This is a genomic window from Psychrobacter sp. AOP7-C1-14 (assembly GCF_052376135.1).
Lineage (GTDB): Bacteria > Pseudomonadota > Gammaproteobacteria > Pseudomonadales > Moraxellaceae > Psychrobacter.
Genome location: NZ_JBQSVH010000004.1, coordinates 40553 through 58461 on the forward strand (window position 1 = coordinate 40553; position 17909 = coordinate 58461).

Annotated in this window: 16 protein-coding genes; 5 read left to right on the plus strand and 11 right to left on the minus strand. The window is 43.7% G+C overall.

Annotated features, from left to right (window positions below):
* The first annotated feature begins 90 nt into the window (after positions 1-90).
* The 3 genes from ACT3QN_RS04755 to ACT3QN_RS04765 all read left to right on the plus strand — a co-directional run bounded on the left by ACT3QN_RS04755 (position 91) and on the right by ACT3QN_RS04765 (position 2798).
* Positions 91-1440, plus strand: coding sequence for an XdhC family protein (locus tag ACT3QN_RS04755; RefSeq protein ID WP_444522422.1), 1350 nt, complete (start codon positions 91-93; stop codon positions 1438-1440).
* On the plus strand, positions 1437-2159 hold the full coding sequence (locus tag ACT3QN_RS04760; protein WP_444529081.1) for a nucleotidyltransferase family protein: 723 nt from the start codon (positions 1437-1439) through the stop codon (positions 2157-2159). The genes ACT3QN_RS04755 and ACT3QN_RS04760 overlap by 4 nt, the downstream gene beginning before the upstream one ends.
* Positions 2160-2231: 72 nt before the next feature.
* A complete protein-coding gene (locus ACT3QN_RS04765) occupies positions 2232-2798 on the plus strand; it encodes a GNAT family N-acetyltransferase (protein ID WP_444522424.1) in 567 nt (188 codons plus the stop codon).
* A gap of 180 nt (positions 2799-2978) precedes the next feature.
* On the opposite strand, the gene ACT3QN_RS04770 is transcribed toward ACT3QN_RS04765, so the two are convergent.
* From ACT3QN_RS04770 to ACT3QN_RS04790, 5 genes are all read right to left on the minus strand, one after another.
* Complete coding sequence (locus tag ACT3QN_RS04770; RefSeq protein WP_444522425.1) at positions 2979-3593, minus strand: hypothetical protein; 615 nt, start codon at positions 3591-3593, stop codon at positions 2979-2981.
* Between the two features lie 63 nt (positions 3594-3656).
* The gene (locus tag ACT3QN_RS04775) at positions 3657-4286 is read right to left on the minus strand and encodes a hypothetical protein (RefSeq protein WP_444521448.1); all 630 of its coding nucleotides are present in this window, start codon (positions 4284-4286) and stop codon (positions 3657-3659) included.
* Positions 4287-4410: 124 nt separating this feature from the next.
* Complete coding sequence (locus ACT3QN_RS04780; protein ID WP_444522426.1) at positions 4411-5160, minus strand: PhnD/SsuA/transferrin family substrate-binding protein; 750 nt, start codon at positions 5158-5160, stop codon at positions 4411-4413.
* Between the two features lie 3 nt (positions 5161-5163).
* A complete protein-coding gene (locus tag ACT3QN_RS04785) occupies positions 5164-5658 on the minus strand; it encodes a PAS domain-containing protein (RefSeq protein ID WP_444521450.1) in 495 nt (164 codons plus the stop codon).
* Positions 5659-5770: 112 nt separating this feature from the next.
* Positions 5771-6133, minus strand: coding sequence for a roadblock/LC7 domain-containing protein (locus ACT3QN_RS04790; protein WP_010201036.1), 363 nt, complete (start codon positions 6131-6133; stop codon positions 5771-5773).
* Between the two features lie 631 nt (positions 6134-6764).
* Between ACT3QN_RS04790 and gdhA the strand changes: the two genes are divergently transcribed.
* Complete coding sequence (gene gdhA / locus ACT3QN_RS04795; RefSeq protein WP_444522427.1) at positions 6765-8111, plus strand: NADP-specific glutamate dehydrogenase; 1347 nt, start codon at positions 6765-6767, stop codon at positions 8109-8111.
* A 312-nt stretch (positions 8112-8423) separates the two neighbouring features.
* The gene (locus ACT3QN_RS04800; protein WP_444522428.1) at positions 8424-9008 is read left to right on the plus strand and encodes a PepSY domain-containing protein; all 585 of its coding nucleotides are present in this window, start codon (positions 8424-8426) and stop codon (positions 9006-9008) included.
* Positions 9009-9092: 84 nt separating this feature from the next.
* Here ACT3QN_RS04800 and hutI read toward each other — a convergent pair whose 3' ends face one another.
* The 6 genes from hutI to ACT3QN_RS04830 form a co-directional block, all read right to left on the minus strand.
* On the minus strand, positions 9093-10433 hold the full coding sequence (gene hutI / locus ACT3QN_RS04805) for an imidazolonepropionase (RefSeq protein WP_444522429.1): 1341 nt from the start codon (positions 10431-10433) through the stop codon (positions 9093-9095).
* Positions 10434-10480: 47 nt separating this feature from the next.
* Positions 10481-11536 carry a formimidoylglutamase gene (gene hutG / locus ACT3QN_RS04810; RefSeq protein WP_444522430.1) on the minus strand — a complete coding sequence of 352 codons (1056 nt, stop codon included), beginning with the start codon at positions 11534-11536 and terminating at the stop codon, positions 10481-10483.
* Between the two features lie 27 nt (positions 11537-11563).
* Positions 11564-13126, minus strand: coding sequence for a histidine ammonia-lyase (gene hutH, locus ACT3QN_RS04815; protein ID WP_444522431.1), 1563 nt, complete (start codon positions 13124-13126; stop codon positions 11564-11566).
* Positions 13127-13234: 108 nt separating this feature from the next.
* Positions 13235-14599, minus strand: a complete 1365-nt coding sequence (locus ACT3QN_RS04820) for a YjiH family protein (protein WP_444522432.1) — start codon at positions 14597-14599, stop codon at positions 13235-13237.
* Between the two features lie 164 nt (positions 14600-14763).
* Positions 14764-16278 carry an HAL/PAL/TAL family ammonia-lyase gene (locus ACT3QN_RS04825; RefSeq protein ID WP_444522433.1) on the minus strand — a complete coding sequence of 505 codons (1515 nt, stop codon included), beginning with the start codon at positions 16276-16278 and terminating at the stop codon, positions 14764-14766.
* Positions 16278-17858 (minus strand): BCCT family transporter, encoded by a 1581-nt coding sequence (locus tag ACT3QN_RS04830; RefSeq protein ID WP_444522434.1) that lies wholly within the window; start codon positions 17856-17858, stop codon positions 16278-16280. The genes ACT3QN_RS04825 and ACT3QN_RS04830 overlap by 1 nt, the downstream gene beginning before the upstream one ends.
* Positions 17859-17909 lie beyond the last annotated feature (51 nt).

The following is a 17909-nucleotide window of genomic DNA, read 5'->3' on the forward strand; positions in this document are numbered from 1 at the left end:
ACGACAAGAACCCGCTTAATGAGCGGGTTTTTATAACTTAATCAGCAGTACTGTCATTATCAAGAAAGTAATTACCAAATAAGAGGTGTTATGAATCAGGTCGCTGACATTCTTAGGCTGGCAAGCAAAGCTCAGCAGCAAGGTATTGATGCTGTATTGGCAAGGGTCGTACGTACCGAGGGTTCAGCGTATCGCCGTGCTGGTGCGATGATGCTCATCTGTGAGGATGGTCGCTCAGTTGGGATGATTAGTGGTGGTTGCTTGGAGCCGCATATTATCAAACGTGCCTTTTGGCTTACTCGTAACGGTGCTAATGTGCAGGTTTATCAGACGGGTGATGACATTGAATATGCTGACAATGGTCAAGCGCAAGCAGGCGCTAACGAAACTAAGTTTGATATACGTGATGAGATAGATAGCAATTTAGATGACGGTTTAGACAATGATTTAGATGATGATTTAAATGATGCAGACTTCGATGAGCTAAATTTTGGATTGGGTTGTAATGGGCGAGTGCATGTATTATTTGAGCGACTAGCAACGGCTGAGCCATTGTTAGAGTTAATCCATAACGCTCGACGTACTCAGCAGCCGATCACTGTGGCGACCTTAATTCGTGCTAACGGCTATCCGCATCAAGATGTTGTATCGCGAAGCAGTGATGATGTGCAAATCGGTATGCGGATTAATTTAGATGAATACCGTAGTGTAGGAGATATTTCAGAACAAGAGGAAATAAATCCTTCAAGTACACTCTACGATACCGCAGAGGAATTAGCACAATACAATCTATCTGATAAAAATGCCAAATACATAACAGTGGAAAGCGGTGAGTTAACAACAGAATGGCTTGTGCAATGTCTGCAACCACAAGTACGTTTATTAATTTGCGGCGCAGGAAACGATGTGATGCCACTGGTGACCATGGCTAAATTGCAAGATTGGCATGTGACAGTTATAGACAGTCGCGCACAATATGCAACTCGTAAGCGTTTTCCTCAAGCGGATACTGTGATGTCGTTACCTTTAGGGGACAGTGAGACTTTGCTTAAACTGAGTAACAATGCAGCAGTCGCGCTGATGTCACACAGCTTGAGTCAAGATCGCACTCGCCTAGCGATACTGCTCAAGCATCCAGACAATTATAAGTACTTAGGACAGTTGGGGCCACGCTATCGTACTAAACGCTTGATTAATGAAATCAGCATAAACCTTAGCGATCCTACTATTTTGGATGCTGGCATCCATAAATTACATTATCCGATTGGGTATAAGCTGGGTGGAGATAGCCCTGAGGCACTTGCGCTTGGCATCATGGCACAGATAAACGCCGTCATGTACAATCAAAACGCTCCAGTGAGTGGCTCGCATAACAATTTTCCAAACATTTCAGCGGTGAATAGCGGTACAGATACTGATATTGTCCAGAGTGTCGTATGAGCAGAAGTACGTTTACAAAAACTATTGAACATACAGAAAGTATTGAACGACAGAGCCAAAATCATGCGGTCATTATCTTGGCAAGTGGCCTCAGTCAGCGTCTCGGCCAACCTAAGCAGTTACTTGTTAAGAATGGCGCGCCGTTGATTACTTCTATGACCCGACTGGCAATAGCTACCAACCCACAAGCTATTGTCGTTGTCATTCCTGATAGTCATCGTTTGATCGTTAGTGCGACTACAGAGTTAACCAGTCAACACCCAACGGTTCAAATAGTGATGAACACACGAGCTGATACTGGTATGGCGCATAGTTTGAGTTTGGGTATTGAAACAGTTGCTGCTTTTGAGTCGACTTCAATCGATCGAGTGCTCATCATGGGAGTCGATCAAGTATTATTAGATAAGCCACATCTAACCGCTTTGCTAGCGGGCAAGCACACGGTAGTGGCCAGTCGCTATCACAGTTGGCAAGGTTTAGAAAAACATCAAAATCGAGATGACACGGTATCTGATATCATAGGTCTGCCCTTAGCGATTAACTATAAACTGCTTAGACAGTGGCAGTCAGAACTGATAGGTGATAAAGGGCTTCGTCACCTCATTAGAGAGTTGTCCGCTGATCAAATAGGTGAGGTCGACAATGACCAACTTAGCTATGATATTGATACGCCTGAACAGCTATCATTTGCTAGAAAACAGGGTTGGCTTGATAGCTAGCCTGATTGGTTTAATTTATTTTGAACAGTATTCATTTTGAACAACGAAATGCGAGAGAATAACATCATAAATATGATAGAAACCGAACGTCTGTATCTTAGGCAGTGGCAAGCGAGCGACTTTGCGCCATTCGCTGAGATGAATGCTAACCCTGAAGTAATGAAATACTTTCCTAAGCTACTGACCCCAAAAGTAAGCGATATAATCGCCAATAAGTGCCAGCAGCTAATTCAAGATAAAGGCTGGGGACTTTGGGCAATTAGCCTAAAAGACCATCCAAAAAATAATGGAAACTTTATCGGATTTGTAGGCTTGAATGAGACACATGCAGAGATGTCGTTTGCCCCTGCAGTTGAAATTGCTTGGCGATTGCACAGTGACTATTGGGGTCAAGGGTATGCTACCGAAGCCGCCCGTGCGTCTTTGGATTTTGCTTTTACTGAGCTAGGGCTTGAAGAAGTGGTTTCATTTACAGCAGCCGTTAATAAGCGCTCGCAACTGATTATGCAGCGTATTGGTATGACTGATACGCAAGATAACTTCTACCATCCTGCACTCAAATCCACTCATCCGCTTGCTGAGCATGTGCTATATAAGATTACTCGTCAGCAATGGCAAGGTATAGTCAAATCCATATAAATCCGCTACATCGTCACCCTCGCTAAGTATACTCATGTATAACTTGCACTCGGTTTTCTTGTATCGAAATTATTTGAATTCAACTATAGTTAGTAATAACAAGGTATATAGGGAGCCTACGACAAACTGCTCAGAACTTTATTTGTCTTGACCAATTTCACGATGTGAGAACGCCCTTCGTTAATTTAGAAACTTGAGCCCAGACGTTTTGAGTGCCCATACCAGCTCTACAAAGGCGCGACTGTTGGTCAAGGGTTCGCCATCGATGATGAGGACGTAGCCTGCATTATCTATCCATAAAAACACAAAGCTGGTCTCAGGAATGAGTAAATCAACCTGTTGAAAAAACGAGATTGCTTGGCTTTCTACTGCCCAACCACGTTGTTTTTGGCGAAGCATAAATCCTGAAAAATCAGCAGCAGCGACACTAAGCATGTCTGCTTCTTCTTGTCTGTAGCCGACTCGCGCCAAACAGAATCCTTCGTCAGAGCCAATCGCGGCTCGACGTTTACCAGACAAGCTTGCCACAACGTAAGGTAAAAACTGGTCTAATGGCAAGTTGGGTGCTGGTAAAAACAGCGACAGTTTTTCAATCCAGCCTTGTTCTATAAAGCTCTGTAGCCATTGTTCAGAATAACGCTGAAGCCAGTCAGCAGCGAGCAGTGTCTGATCATAAGACAACAGATTCTGTAATGCCAGCTGCTCATCAGTCGGCTCGTTCTGTGAAAATGCCTCAAAAATACCAGCTGGCGTCAGAGTAAGATAGGTTTTTTCAGCGTTTAAGTAAGAGGACATAGCGGCTACCGTAGTGATCAAAAAGTAATAAAAGTGCGATGAACGTTATAAACAAATGGTAATTTATAGTTCAGCAGAAGGTTTGGTGGTTTGGTCAAGGTGTTGTTGGCAGTCATCCCAACGCGCATCGAACTGCCAATCACTTTTACCCAAGCGGAACCATACTAGCGAAAATGCGAGACGATCATTACGCGAAGTACAATGGGCAAAAAATTCATTTTCGATTTGTTCAATCGTGCCCCAGTCTTCGTCATCACGCGCTTGCATCAGCTCGGTAGTAATATCTTTAGCAATTTCTCGGGCATCGTCGCTACTGATACGTAGCCGTTGTTTCTGCTCATTGAGAGAAGGGGATATCAGCACACTCCAACGAGTGGCCAACATACTATTGCGCTGAATGTATCTTTTTTTATCAATACAATCGCGAAAGCCTTGCTGGACATGAGGATACAGACGGTCTTTAATACGAGTAAATAGGTTATTTACATCATATGGAATATCAAACCAACATCCATAGAAAAAGTCTGCCACCGCGCCTTGTAGAGGTTCTTTTTCCGTCAATAGTAACGCGGCGTTGATGCGCTGCTCATGAAAATGACGGTTATTGGGAGCCAAAAACACTTTACGTGAATAAAACCGAAATACTCGGTGCGCGACTCTTTCATTTTCTTTGATAAGGTCTGAGTCAGACATAATAATACCCTCCTGTCATCGCTACTATTACGACGGTGCTTGCTGTAGTGATAATGGCGTCGTATAACAAGCGATGATTTAGTTCAGAGAAATAGCGCTTGATATCAATATAACAATTAAGCGATTAGTCCAATAATGTCTGCATCAAATCAATCATAAATTCGGCATCTTCTTCGCTCATCGGCTCAAACCCCTGAGGCATACCAAGCTCAGCCAATGCTTCTTTACCATCATCATCGTTATGCAAATTGAGGATGGCCTCTGAGAATATTTTCGCATCAGGAAAGTCTTCTTTAATAAGGAGCACGTGACTGATATCAGCCAAGTCACTTTCGATCAGTACTGATAGCTGAGTTTTGGTCAGGCGTGAAAAGCTATGAAAAATCTCTGCTAAGAAAAACGCGACTTGAGCCTCACCTTTGATGACTTTGCGAGCAGCTGCTTGATAGGTCTCGGTCACATCCCAGCTAAGATCAGACGCTTCTATATCGACGGCCTCTAGCAAACGCAGACCAATCAGTTTGACATCTCGGTTGTCAGCCATCGCGACAGTAGCCCCTGTTTGAACGTTTTCTAGACGGTCAATAGCACTGTTGGCCGCTGCTGCAATGACCATCTCATCAGATTTGCCGATAGGACGGGCAATGGCTCGATAGCCTTGCTCTCGGATGAGAGTGGCTGCATCAAAAGGGTTGGCGTAAATGATTTGAATGTCACCAGCACCAATGACCTGCTCTTGCTCAGCATGAGAGGCAGGGATATTAAGATGCATGTTCAGATTGGCACGTTTTTGGATCAAGGTATTGAGCATATGCCAGCCTGCAAAGCGGTCAGGCGAAAAATCAGGGGCGATTAACATATTGTGTGTCGTCATGACTTAGCCTTCCTCATCTTGTTTCATTTGAGCATATTGAGTCATCGCTGCTTCAATCTTACTGCGTGATGGTTTGCGGCGTACTGATGTGTAGCCAACGGTTTTGCCGTGACGCACGTTAGGTACTACAGTGGCATAGACCCAATAATGACTGCCGTCTTTGCATAGGTTCTTGACATAGCCATGCCATTTTTGTCCAGATTCGGCAGTACTCCATAAGTCTTTATAGGCAGCCTTTGGCATATCAGGATGACGCAAAATATAATGCTGTTGACCAATTAACTCATCAATCGTGTAGCCACTAATCTCAACAAAAGCATCATTGGCATGTGTCAGTATGCCGTCTAAATCAGTGCGCGAGACAATCAGTTTACCATCTGGGTAGGGGCGTTCTATACCAGTATCATAGACAGTTCGTGAGGTGCCATCATGATAGGTCATCGTGATTTGCTCAGCAGGCATATCGGGCTTGTGTGCATCAGGGATTGGAGAACCCATGGTCATCTCCTTCGTTGGTCGTTATATTTATAATGATTAATATTCATAAGGATTAACAAGCGAATAGATATAGTACTTATCAAAAAGCCTAAATTCACTCGTTAACCGCTAATCAAATGAGCTTTGCCAACGCTTCTGAGGCGCGCTTAATATCTAGAAATATCAAGCCAAGTTTGGCATTGGGTTTTGCCATGATGGTAAGTACGGCTTCATCGCCTGATGAGGTCATAATGACATAGCCTTTCTCGCCTTGAATCATAATGCGATCGATACTACCGCGTGCCAACTCGCGGCCTGCACGGTCGCCCAATGACAATAATGCGGCTGACATAGCACCCACGCGATCTTCATCCACGCCGGTTGGTAGAGCTGAAGCAATCATAAGACCATCGTTAGAGATTAGGGCAGATGCTTCTACATCTGCTGATGAACTGTTTAAGTCTTCCAATATCTGCTGAAATGAATCTGTACGCATATCGCTTTCTCTGTACTGGTGAGTGGTTTTTATTGATGAGCTAATGAAGTTAGTCAAAAATATCCTTGTTTTAAGAAAGGTATTATAATTCCTCACTAATAATATTGATATACACTTGCTCAATTAAAAGTGAATTTTTCGGAATTTTTTGCCTTTTATCATCAAATAACTACCTTTTAACCATAATTTATAAGGCAGGTAGCCGTCTTTTATTAAGTTTGGTTGATCAACGGTTAGAGAGCTATCAAAACACTTTGTATTTTTGAGTAGAAATTTTTTTGTAACTATCAATTAATGTCCGCCTTTGCTATTAAACGGAACTGCTAAAATTTAGCCAACAAAAATTGCTTATAGATGCTTATGACGAAGATATTTACTAGACTTGTAAGCATTAAAGATGATATATATTTATGAGATAAAAAATATTGTTACTTTTAAACTCGCTATAAAAAGACAAATTTAGTCAGCTACTCTAATCCCATTAGTCTCTATGCATAAACTTGTATAGGGGCGTTTTCAGTTTTACATCAACGTTTATAGTCCTCTTGTCTACTCACATACGTTATGGCGTCGATGTAAATAGTTACTATCAATAATTACTACCACCACTTTTATTCTAAGGAAGAGACATATGAGCATCAGTGAAGCGATCCAAAAAGTCGAAGCGCGTTACGCCCATCAGCCAGAATTCATTCAAGCAGTAAAAGAAGTGGCGGTTACCATTCAACCTTTATACGATGCGCATCCTGAGTATAGTACATTAAAGGTGTTTGAGCGTTTGGTAGAGCCTGATCGGGTATTTGGTTTTCGCATTAACTGGGAAGATGATCAAGGCGTAGTACAAGTTAATCGTGGCTGGCGTGTGCAGTTCTGCAATGCTTTAGGGCCTTATAAGGGAGGTCTTAGATTTCATCCTACTGTCAATCAGTCTGTATTGAAGTTCTTAGGTTTTGAGCAAATATTTAAAAACGCCCTAACTGGTTTGCCTATTGGTGGCGGCAAAGGTGGGTCAGACTTTGACCCTAAAGGTAAAACAGATAGCGAGATTCGTCGTTTTTGCTACGCTTTCATGCGTGAGCTACATCATTATGTTAGCAAGGATATGGATGTGCCTGCTGGTGACATCGGCGTCGGCGGTCGAGAAGTCAGCTATATGTTTGCGATGTATAAGAACTTAACGCGTGAATCTACAGGTGTTATCACAGGAAAAGGCGTGGGCTTTGGTGGTAGCTTGATGCGTACAGAAGCGACTGGCTACGGTGCGGTCTATTTCTTAGAAAATATGCTCATCGCCCAAAATGACGTTATTAAAGGTAAAAAAGTGCTGATATCAGGAGCAGGTAATGTTTCATTGCATGCCGCCGAGAAAGTGAATGCTCTTGGTGGTATGGCAATAACTGTCTCTGATTCACAAGGGGTCTTGCATGATGAAAAAGGTTTTAATCAAGAAAAAATAAATTGGCTAAAAAAACAAAAACAACAGCATAAACCACTAGCAGAGTATGTCGATATCTACGGCGGTGAGTGGTTTGCCAAACAAAAACCTTGGCAGTTTGAGGCAGATATTGCGATTCCATGTGCTACTCAAAACGAAGTTGATGAAGCAGACGCTAAGCTATTAGTTGAAAATGGTATCAAATATGTGGTCGAAGGCGCTAATATGCCGCTTACTGCAGAAGCGATTGACTATATTCGTCTGAACCGCGTTCATTATGCACCTGGTAAAGCGGCCAATGCTGGCGGGGTATCGGTATCGGCGCTTGAAATGTCTCAAAATTCTGTCCGTCAATATCAAACCTTTGAGCAAGTTGATGAGCGCTTAAAAGGTATCATGAAAGATATCCATGATAGTGCTGCAAACGCTTCAGCAGAGTATGGTCAAACTGACAACGGTTATGTTGATTATATGGCTGGTGCCAATATGGTTGGTTTTAAACGTGTGGCTGACGCGTTGGTCGCATTTGGTATTTTAAACTAGCATTCCTTACAACCATCTAGTTATTGAAATAGTCGATACTGCGTTTGCTTTCTTTAGGCACACGCAGCATTTTTTTTGTCGAAACATTTGTCGAAACAATAGCCATTGCTAATCGGAAATAAATATTTTTATCGGCAATGCACCTAGATTGGGTACTCAAACAAAGTAACTACACTTTGATACTTTTTCATTCTACAGTGAGTAGAAAACCTAGCTAACATATATCTGCGAATAACGAAGCCAAAGTCTACTAATGGATTAAACGTAACAACTTGGTGAATAAAGTAAGTCACAAATGCAGGAGATAAGACAATGGAAAAACTGTCTAAAAATATGAAGTTGAACACTTTAGGTGCGAGTTTGATCGTTGCGCTGACAGTGGGTACTATGAGCACGACTGTGATAGCCGCTCAAACAAACCTATCTACCGAAGTCACATCAGCAAAAGATAACAAGGTTGGTCTAAAGCAAGCGATTACGATTGCAACCGAAAATGCATCAGGTATGCTCATCGGTGTCGATTATGATGAGGACGACGATGACACAGAAAACGGCGTATATGAAATAGAGTTTAGTACGGCTAGCGATAGCTACGAAGTAATCGTTGATGCTATTACGGGAGCAGTTGTTAGTACGGATACTGAGCAATTAGATCGTGGTGATATTAGCGACTATAACGTACAGAGCCGTGCAAAAGTAAATGTGATGAGCGCGATAGGTATCGCTGAAAAAGACGTAGGCGGTATGATATTAGATGTCGAATTTGAAGCAGATCGCGACTATGATGGTCATCCTCTGTATTATAAAGTTGACTTATTAAAAGGCAATGAGATCGTCGGTATTAATGTGGATGCCAATACAGGCGAGACGTTTGCCAACAAGTATAAGAGCTGGTAAAGATGCTCAAACAAGCCAAACGAAAAGCCACCAGCTGAACATGTCAGCTAGTGGCTTTTTTAGTAATAAGTCAAGGTGGGAAGATTACACTGTCTTGCGCCATGTGCCTTGTACCATAACGCCTTGGATAGGGTTTAGCCCCATCTGATAAGCCAAGTCGGCAGGACGAGCGATATCCCATAGTACTAAATCAGCATCACAGCCGACTTCTATTTTACCTTTATTAAGTAGTCCCAGTGCTTGGGCTGCATGAACCGTAACCCCAGCTAAAACCTCTTCAGTGGTCAAATAAAATAGTGTGCAGCCCATGTTCATCGTTAATAAAAGCGAGGTGAGGGGTGAAGTGCCAGGATTACAATCGGTAGAAAGCGCCATGGGTACTTGGTGTTTACGTAGCGCCTCAATGGGAGGCAGTTTAGTATCACGTAGCGTATAAAACGCCCCTGGCAGTATGACGGCAACGGTATTACTAGTGGCCATTTTTTTGATATCTTCTTCTGATAAATGCTCCAGATGGTCGCTTGATAGTCCGTTATATTCAGCAACTAAAGCACTACCACCTATATCGGATAATTGCTCAGAGTGTAGTTTGACTGGTAGATCTAATGAGCGAGCCACTTCAAAAACTCGTCTGATTTGCTCGCTACTAAAGGCAATATTTTCACAAAAACCATCGACCGCATCGACCAAACCTTCTGAATGCAAAATAGGCAGCCACTCGCAGACTTGCTCGATATAGTCGTCCGAGCGATCCTGCTCGTGAGACTTGTACTCGGGAGGTAGTGCATGTGCAGCCAGATAAGTGGTGTTCACATGAATGTCGTATTTTTCTCCCAGCTGGCGGGCAACTGTGAGCATTTTGCGTTCAGTGTCTAAGTCCAAACCATAACCAGACTTGATTTCGATACTGGTGACACCTTCTTTTATGAGCGCGACTAAGCGTTTCTCACTCTGTGCAAATAGCGATTCAATACTAGCGGAGCGTGTAGCATCGACTGTCGCAACAATACCGCCACCTTGTGCTGCAATATCCTGATAGCTAGCGCCTTGCAGACGCGCTTCAAATTCATTGCTACGGTTACCACCGTAGACAATATGCGTATGGCAGTCGATCAGTCCTGGGGTTATCCATTTACCATCTATATCTGTGATTTGGCTATCTTGATATTTAGGCAAATGAGCAGTGATCTGATCCTGTGTCCCGATCCAAGCAATTTTACTGTTTTTGATACCGACAGCCGCGTTAAGTAGCTGACCGTATGGAATGCTATTAGCGTGATTATTGGCATAAATATCAAAACCGTATTGCTCTGAAAAGGTCGCGATATTGGCATTAATAATAATGTGATCAAAAGACGTTATAGTAGGCTCATCTAGTGTCTGTTCTGTAGTGTTTTTTAATGCAGAGTTTTTTGATGGATGCATAATATGCTCCTGATTATTGTAAAGTCAGTGATCGTTGTGGGTAAAATCTAAGCGATAAATAAGTGCTGCTCCACAATAGTGGCTAGCAGTCGCGCAGCAACCTTGCAGCTACGACCATCAACATCGAAAGTAGGATTAATCTCGGCAATGTCGGACATTTTTACTTTACCTGTGGCCATGATGGTTTTTACCATGCGCTCAACGAACCCAATCTCAATGCCGTAAGCGGCAGGTGCGCTGACCCCCGGAATGACACTGGATGGCAAGCAATCCATATCAATGGTCAGATACACCACATCAACCTGATTGATAAAATCTATAACCTGTTTAGCCAGTTCGTCCCAAGGCTTATAATGACAGTCCTCATCGCTAATGACTTGTACGCCCAATTGCTCAGCGCGATCAAACAGCGCCGCCGTGTTGGAAAACCGACTGACGCCGATACAGCAATAATGAAAAGGCTGTTCATACGTATCAAGATGTTTGGCAATCTGGCGAAACGGTGTCCCAGAAGTAGCAACATCCGACTGACGAATATCAAGATGAGCATCAAAATTAATAATTCCGATAGTAGGCACTGTGTTTGTGCTGATATTTGCTTCGCTTGTATTGCCTAAGGCCTGCCATAATCCCAAAAAGCTACCATAAGCAATGGCATGACCACCACCAATGCCGATGGGTAAGCCGCCTTGCTTAATAATAGTGCTAACTTCATCAGCATATTTAACCTGTGCCTGCTCAAGAGTGCTGTCGGCAAAATCATCATCGTCGTGACAATGAATGTCACCAGCGTCACCTAATAAGGTTGATAGTTGACCATCAAAACGTTGTTGCAAGTCAGCGATGACTGGCAGCGTGGCAAACGCTCGACGAATTAATGGCGGAGCGTGTCTAGCACCCACGCGGCCTTGATTGCGTCTGACGCCTTGATCGCAAGCAAAGCCGATTAGCCCAATATGTTGTTTCTCATAGGGCTGAGCAAGCTGATACCAATAGCGGGCACGCACAGTCTCAAATGGCTCTGCACGACCTGTCCACTGAGTCATATCAGCAGGTGTGTGGCTAATGCGTGTGGTAGTCGTTGCTGTTATCGCTGTCGTCATCGCTGCTCTCCGTTAATCAATCAATCTTTATTTAGACTCATACCAGTCACTGCGTAGTGCTTGCCAATGTTCTGCAAGCGTACCGTCTAATACTAACTGCTTAGCTGCTTCAATATCTGGGGCTAGATAACGATCTTTGTCATAAAAAGTCACTTGCTCACGTAGTTTTTGGTGGGCGATAGTCAGCGGCTCTGAGGTGTCTAATCCGCGATGGAAGTCGATGCCCTGGCTAGCGGCCAAGAGCTCAATACCAACGATAGTCGCGGTATTTTGTGCCATCTCATGTAGACGACGGGCGCTATAGGTTGCCATAGATACGTGGTCTTCTTGGTTGGCAGAAGTCGGGATACTATCGACACTGCCTGGATGAGCGATAGATTTGTTTTCTGATGCCAGTGCCGCAGCGGTTACATGGGCAATCATAAAGCCCGAGTTCACCCCAGCGTTATCCACTAGGAATGGCGGTAAGCCACCCGATAGCGTCGCATCGATAAGCAAGGCCACACGACGCTCAGACATAGAACCAATCTCGGCGATGGCCAAAGCTAAAATATCAGCAGCAAAGGCAACTGGCTCAGCATGGAAGTTACCACCTGATATGGCAACTGGGCCATCTTCGTTATTGAAGATAAGCGGGTTGTCAGTCACTGCGTTGGACTCGATTAATAAAGTTTTTCCTGCTTGATTGATGATATCAAGGCAAGCACCCATGACCTGCGGCTGACAGCGTAAGCAGTAAGGATCTTGAACCCTGTCGTCTTGCTCGCTGTCGTGTGAGGCACGAATAGCACTACCTTTGATTAGCTGACGGTGTGCTTTGGCGATTTCGATTTGACCATGATGGCCACGCACTTCATGAATACGTGCATCAAATGGGGAGTCTGAACCTTTTGCTGCATCAATCGATAATGAACCAACGATGGTAGCGGTTTCGAGTAAATCACGCGCTAAGAAATAACCACGTAATGCGAGCGCGGTTGAGACTTGCGTACCATTAATAAGTGCAAGGCCTTCTTTAGCTGCCAATGTGATTGGCTCAAGTCCATGCTGCGCTAGAGCGTCAGCAGCAGGTACTTTTTTACCGTCGACATAGACATGGCCTTCGCCCATCATCGCCAGCGTCATGTGTGATAACGGCGCTAAATCACCAGATGCGCCAACAGATCCTTTGGCTGGGATATGTGGGGTGATTTGATTATTGATTAGTCCAAGTAAGCTGTCTACCACTTCGCGACGTACGCCAGAGACACCTTGAGCCAAGCTAGCAACTTTCATGACCATAATCAATCGCACCACGCCGTCTGGTAGTGCTTCACCAGTGCCTACTGAGTGAGAAATGATCAGGTTGCGCTGAAGTAGCTCAAGTTGGTCATCACTGATACGCGTTTTTGCCAATAGGCCAAAACCAGTATTGATACCATAAGCGCTTTTGTCTCGCGCAATGATGGTTCGTACATCTTCGTGCGAGGCATCTATTGCCTCGTAAGCGCTCTCAGGCAGTGTTAATATGACAGGCTGATCATAAATATCACGCAGCATCGCAAAGCTAAGCTGGCGAGGGTGTAGGGTTAACGGTTTGATGTCGTTCATAGGGGTAATCCTAGTTGCATAGTCATAAGGGCTATATTATTTTTAATTCATATCTTTACTAAAATGGCGTGTTTTAAGTGTTTTTAGCGATTGTCAGGTTTGAATTTTTTAGCCAATCCAATTGAAATATATCGCTAAATGACCAAAAGCTGCAGCCAACAAAATACTGAGTACCACGCGCTCAAACCAAATGATGACCATTTTGGCAACAGAGATAGGGATTTCGGTAGCCAGCACGCATGGAATCATGGCAGAAAAAAACAGTACACTGCTGATGGAGATTACCCCTGCCACATAACGCGTCAATATGTCAGCATTGCTCAGTAATAATGCTGGCAGGAACATTTCAGCCAATCCCGCTGACATCCCTTTAGCTGCAACTAGCGGTTCTGGTAAGCCGCCAAGCGATGTGAATGGATAAAGGAGCAAGCCTAATGCGTCAAAGACAGGCGTATATTTTGCTAATAGCAAGCCTGTCAAGCCAACAGCAATGATGGAGGGTACGATAGCGGCTGCCATCGTTAGACCGTCGCGGAAGTTAGACCACAATATTTGTTTGAGGTCAGTGGCACGGCGGGAAGTGGATAAACCCAAATCAAATGCTGCAGCCAATCGTGTGCCACGTTTATGGTTGAAAGCGGGGCGTTCGACATGATCATCAAAGAGACTGATAGGCGGAATACGAGCAGTAATTGCAGTAACAATAAAAGTAATCACTAGCGTAGACCAAAAGAACACATTCCAGAACTCCATCAGGCCAAGCGTTTTGGCAACAATCACCATAAACGCCGCTGATACAGTCGAAAACCCAGTCGCAATGATAATGGCTTCACGCGCTGAATATTGCTTTTGCAAGTACACACGATTGGTAATGAGCAATCCAATAGAGTAGCTACCAACAAAGGAAGCCACGGCATCAATCGCTGATGAGCCTGGGGTTTTCCAAATAGGTTTCATGATTGGCTGCATGAGCACACCAACCATTTCTAATAAGCCAAAACCAACCAAGAATGCCAATATCAATGCCCCAAGCGGTACAATCATACCGACTGGTAGAGCCAATTTTTCAAATAAAAACGGCAGCATGTCCTTTTCCATCATAAAGGCAGGTGCTATGTCAGCCACATAAATCACTGCCAATACCAGACCAATGGCTTTGAAGGCAGTCATAATCATGTGCGTGATATTTTTGCGCCATGAGCCGTCGATAAATGGTTTACTCACGCCATAGAGCATGAGTAAAAACAATAGCGTAACGGACAAAGTATGCTGCTGAGTCACCAGATAGGTCGCACCATGATCGAACAAAATCGTGCTTTTCTCGCCAATGGTAAATGGCACAAAAAACATTACCAAACCGATGGCACTGAATACGATTAGCCGTACGAGAGCAATAGTAGGTGATAGCAGTTTTTTTGACGATGGCATTGCATTTTCATCGTGTAGATCAGGTGCTGTATTTTGCTCAATCATATTATCCTCCTTGATACAAATTTTGGACAAGCTACTCAATGATCGTTAAATCTAATTCGTAGTCGCTTGCTAGTATCTGCACTATCTTCTTTGTTTGACTGATACTGACCTCACATTTCTCAGTATTGTTAAAATTAATGAAAACATCTTTGGGTATATAGTGATTAATGGTCTGTGCCATCGCGACCAAACTGCTCAAACAAGGGATGCTGTCTAATCAGGTTGTATGTGGTCTCTATATCTTTTGCCAATGGATGATTTTCTTGGTAAGCATCAACATGCTTTCTAAGCCATTGATAAGCCACCTCTGTTGTATTACCAAATTTATTGTCTATAAACTCGAAAGCTTGGGCCGCCGATAGATATTCAATAGCCAACACGTAAAAGGCATTACGGATAGCAGTGTTTAGTTTAATAGCTGCATTATCGCCAAAGCTGACATGATCCTCTTGCATTCCTGAGGTGATAAAATTATCAATGACAGCAGGTACAGCAAGGCGCTTATTTTCTGAGGCAAGTGCCGCTGCTGTGTATTGGGCAATCATAAAACCACTTTTGACACCACTATCGGCTATCAGAAAAGCAGGCAGGCCACTGGTTTGCGGTGTGATTAGTCGGTAGCTACGTCGCTCAGATATCCCCGTCCATTCACTGACTGCAATCGCAAGCGTATCGCATGCTATTGCCACTGATTCTCCATGTGGATTGGCTTGCGAGACAATTTGATAGCCTGTCTGTGTTTTGATGACTAAAGGGTTGTCTGTGGCAGAATTAATTTCATTGTTTATTTGTACAGCTGCATGTCTTAATTGATCTCGGCAGGCACCATGCACTTGCGGGATTGAGCGCATACTTAGTGCATCTTGTACGCGTACCCCTTTATTTTTAGTAATTTGTTCGCTGTCTTGCAAATAGGTTCTGAGGTTATTTGCTGTGGCTTGTACACCGATTGATCTTTTGAGGCGAATGATATGATCATCAAATGCCCTTATTTGTCCACCTTGTGCTTCAAAACTCATGGCAGCAATCACATCTGCCCATTCCGCCAAGCGGTCAGCACCATGAATAGCAATACAAGCCATTCCTGTCATAGCAGGTGTACCATTGACTAATGATAGACCGTCTTTTGCGCCCAGTTTCAAAGGTGCTAAACCAAGCTCATCCAGCAGTGCTGTTGTGGCGTGAATTTCACCTTGATAATTGACATCTACTGCCCCGATAAGGCTCAAGCCAATATGCGCCATGTGTGATAAATAGCCAATAGAACCTTGCTTTGGAACAACAGGGATAATGTCATGTCTAATAAAATCAATCAGTCTTTGAACAACGGTCTCGCTAATACCGGAATAGCCGTGGCTATAATTTACAACGGCACAGGCCATAATGGCACGCACTGAGCGTTTATCGAGAGGCTTACCTACACCCACGGCATGGCTCATAAGCGTGTGATACGATAGTTGGCTGAGTTGCTGTTCGTTTAAGGCAACCTCACACAAAGCGCCAAGTCCAGTGTTTACGCCGTAGTGAGGTGTGTCTGAGTTTGACATATCGAGCACCGCTTGACGTGACTCACTAATGCGCTGCCAAACTTGCTCACTAAGTTCAATGCTTGCACCGTCAGCAATGTCCGCAATATCTTTCCAAGTGACCAAATTACCGTCAATAATAATTTTTTGCATTATGGTTCCTCTTTCTGACTGGGCTTTGATAGTGCTTCTGGCGTCATTGTGTCTTTGTTATAAATAAATAGCTTAAATGTCGACATCAAAATAAGTATGAACAATATGACAACCATCGAGCCACCGGCCGCTGCCAGGTACTTGATGCCGTCAACCCCTTGTGAACCACCACCAAATGCCACCATGACATAAGCAATGGCACCAATAGAGACACCCCATACGATTTTTAGATATGTTGGTGCTTCTTCATCTGCATCGATATTTTTGGTACAGATTGTCGCAATGGTTGAGGTCATAGAATCAGCAGCAGTCGAAAAAGAAATAATCAGGGTGAAAATGGCAAGCGGTATTAGAATAAAGGCGAAAGGCAGGTTTTGTAAAAATGCCCATAGACCAGCAACTGCGCCATTGTCTGTAATGATTTGAATCAAGTCTAGCGTACCATCCAGTTGCCACTTGATAGCAGAAGCCCCCCAAACAGCGAACCAAACCATGCTAAACACTGCAGGTAGTATCCAGTTAATAATCAAAAATTCTTTTATTGTGCGTCCATAAGAGATACGTGCCAAAAACAAGCCCATGAGAGGTGCGTAGGCAATCCATATCGACCAATCGTACATTGTCCACCAAGTCACTAGCGCTTCACCGCCATGCTCTTTAGTGTCGAATGACCATAGCATCACATTGTTTAGCCAGTATCCTAAAGAGGTGGTCGATAAGCTGAGAATATAGCCAAGCGGACCCACGACTAATAGAATAAAAAGAAAGATATAAAAGATATAGGCATTGACTGACGATAAAATACGAATCCCGCGCTTTAGTCCTGAGACTGCTGATAAGATAAATGCCGTTGCAATAACAAGGGTTAAAACCAACCAAGTGATTGGATTAGCAGGTACGCCGTAATAGGATTCGATACCAGAACTGATCAATGCAAGCCCTGCGCCAAGCGATGCTGCCAAGCCAAGGGCGATGGCAAGTACCGAAAAAATATTGATAACAGCGACTGATGCCGGGTGATAGACTTTTTTTCCAAACAATGGCACGAGTGTTGATGCAATAGAGAATTTTTCTTTACGGTTGTAATGCATGTAAGCAATCATCAAGCCGACGATGGAGTAGGTGGCGTAAGGGATGAATCCCCAGTTGTGATAAGTGCGTGCAATGGCAAAGATGGCAGATTCTGCACTGACTGGGTCAAACCCTTGCTGCGCAATCTCACCATAAATATTACCGAGTAAGATGATGGGTTCGTTAACCGAATAAGTCACAACGCCTGTGGCAATACCGCCAGATAAGGCAATGGCAAAATTTGAGGTAAATGAAAAGTTAGGTTTTGCATCTGCACCGCCTAACCGGATTTTACCAATCGGCGAAAAGAAAACAAAACCAACAATAATAAGCGCTGAGACAGTGCCTAATTGATATAGCCAAGAAAAGTCTGACAATGAAAAGTAAAAGACGCTTTTGGCAACAGATACCAGTGCTTCGTTATTAAAAATCCCGATGAGTGCAGCGATAAAGATAATACTAAAGGTGGGTATGAATATCACTGCATTGAGCTTGTGTTTTATGCGCATCAGAGTACTCCTTGTACAATACTATGCTAATAAACACCAAGGCATTCGCAG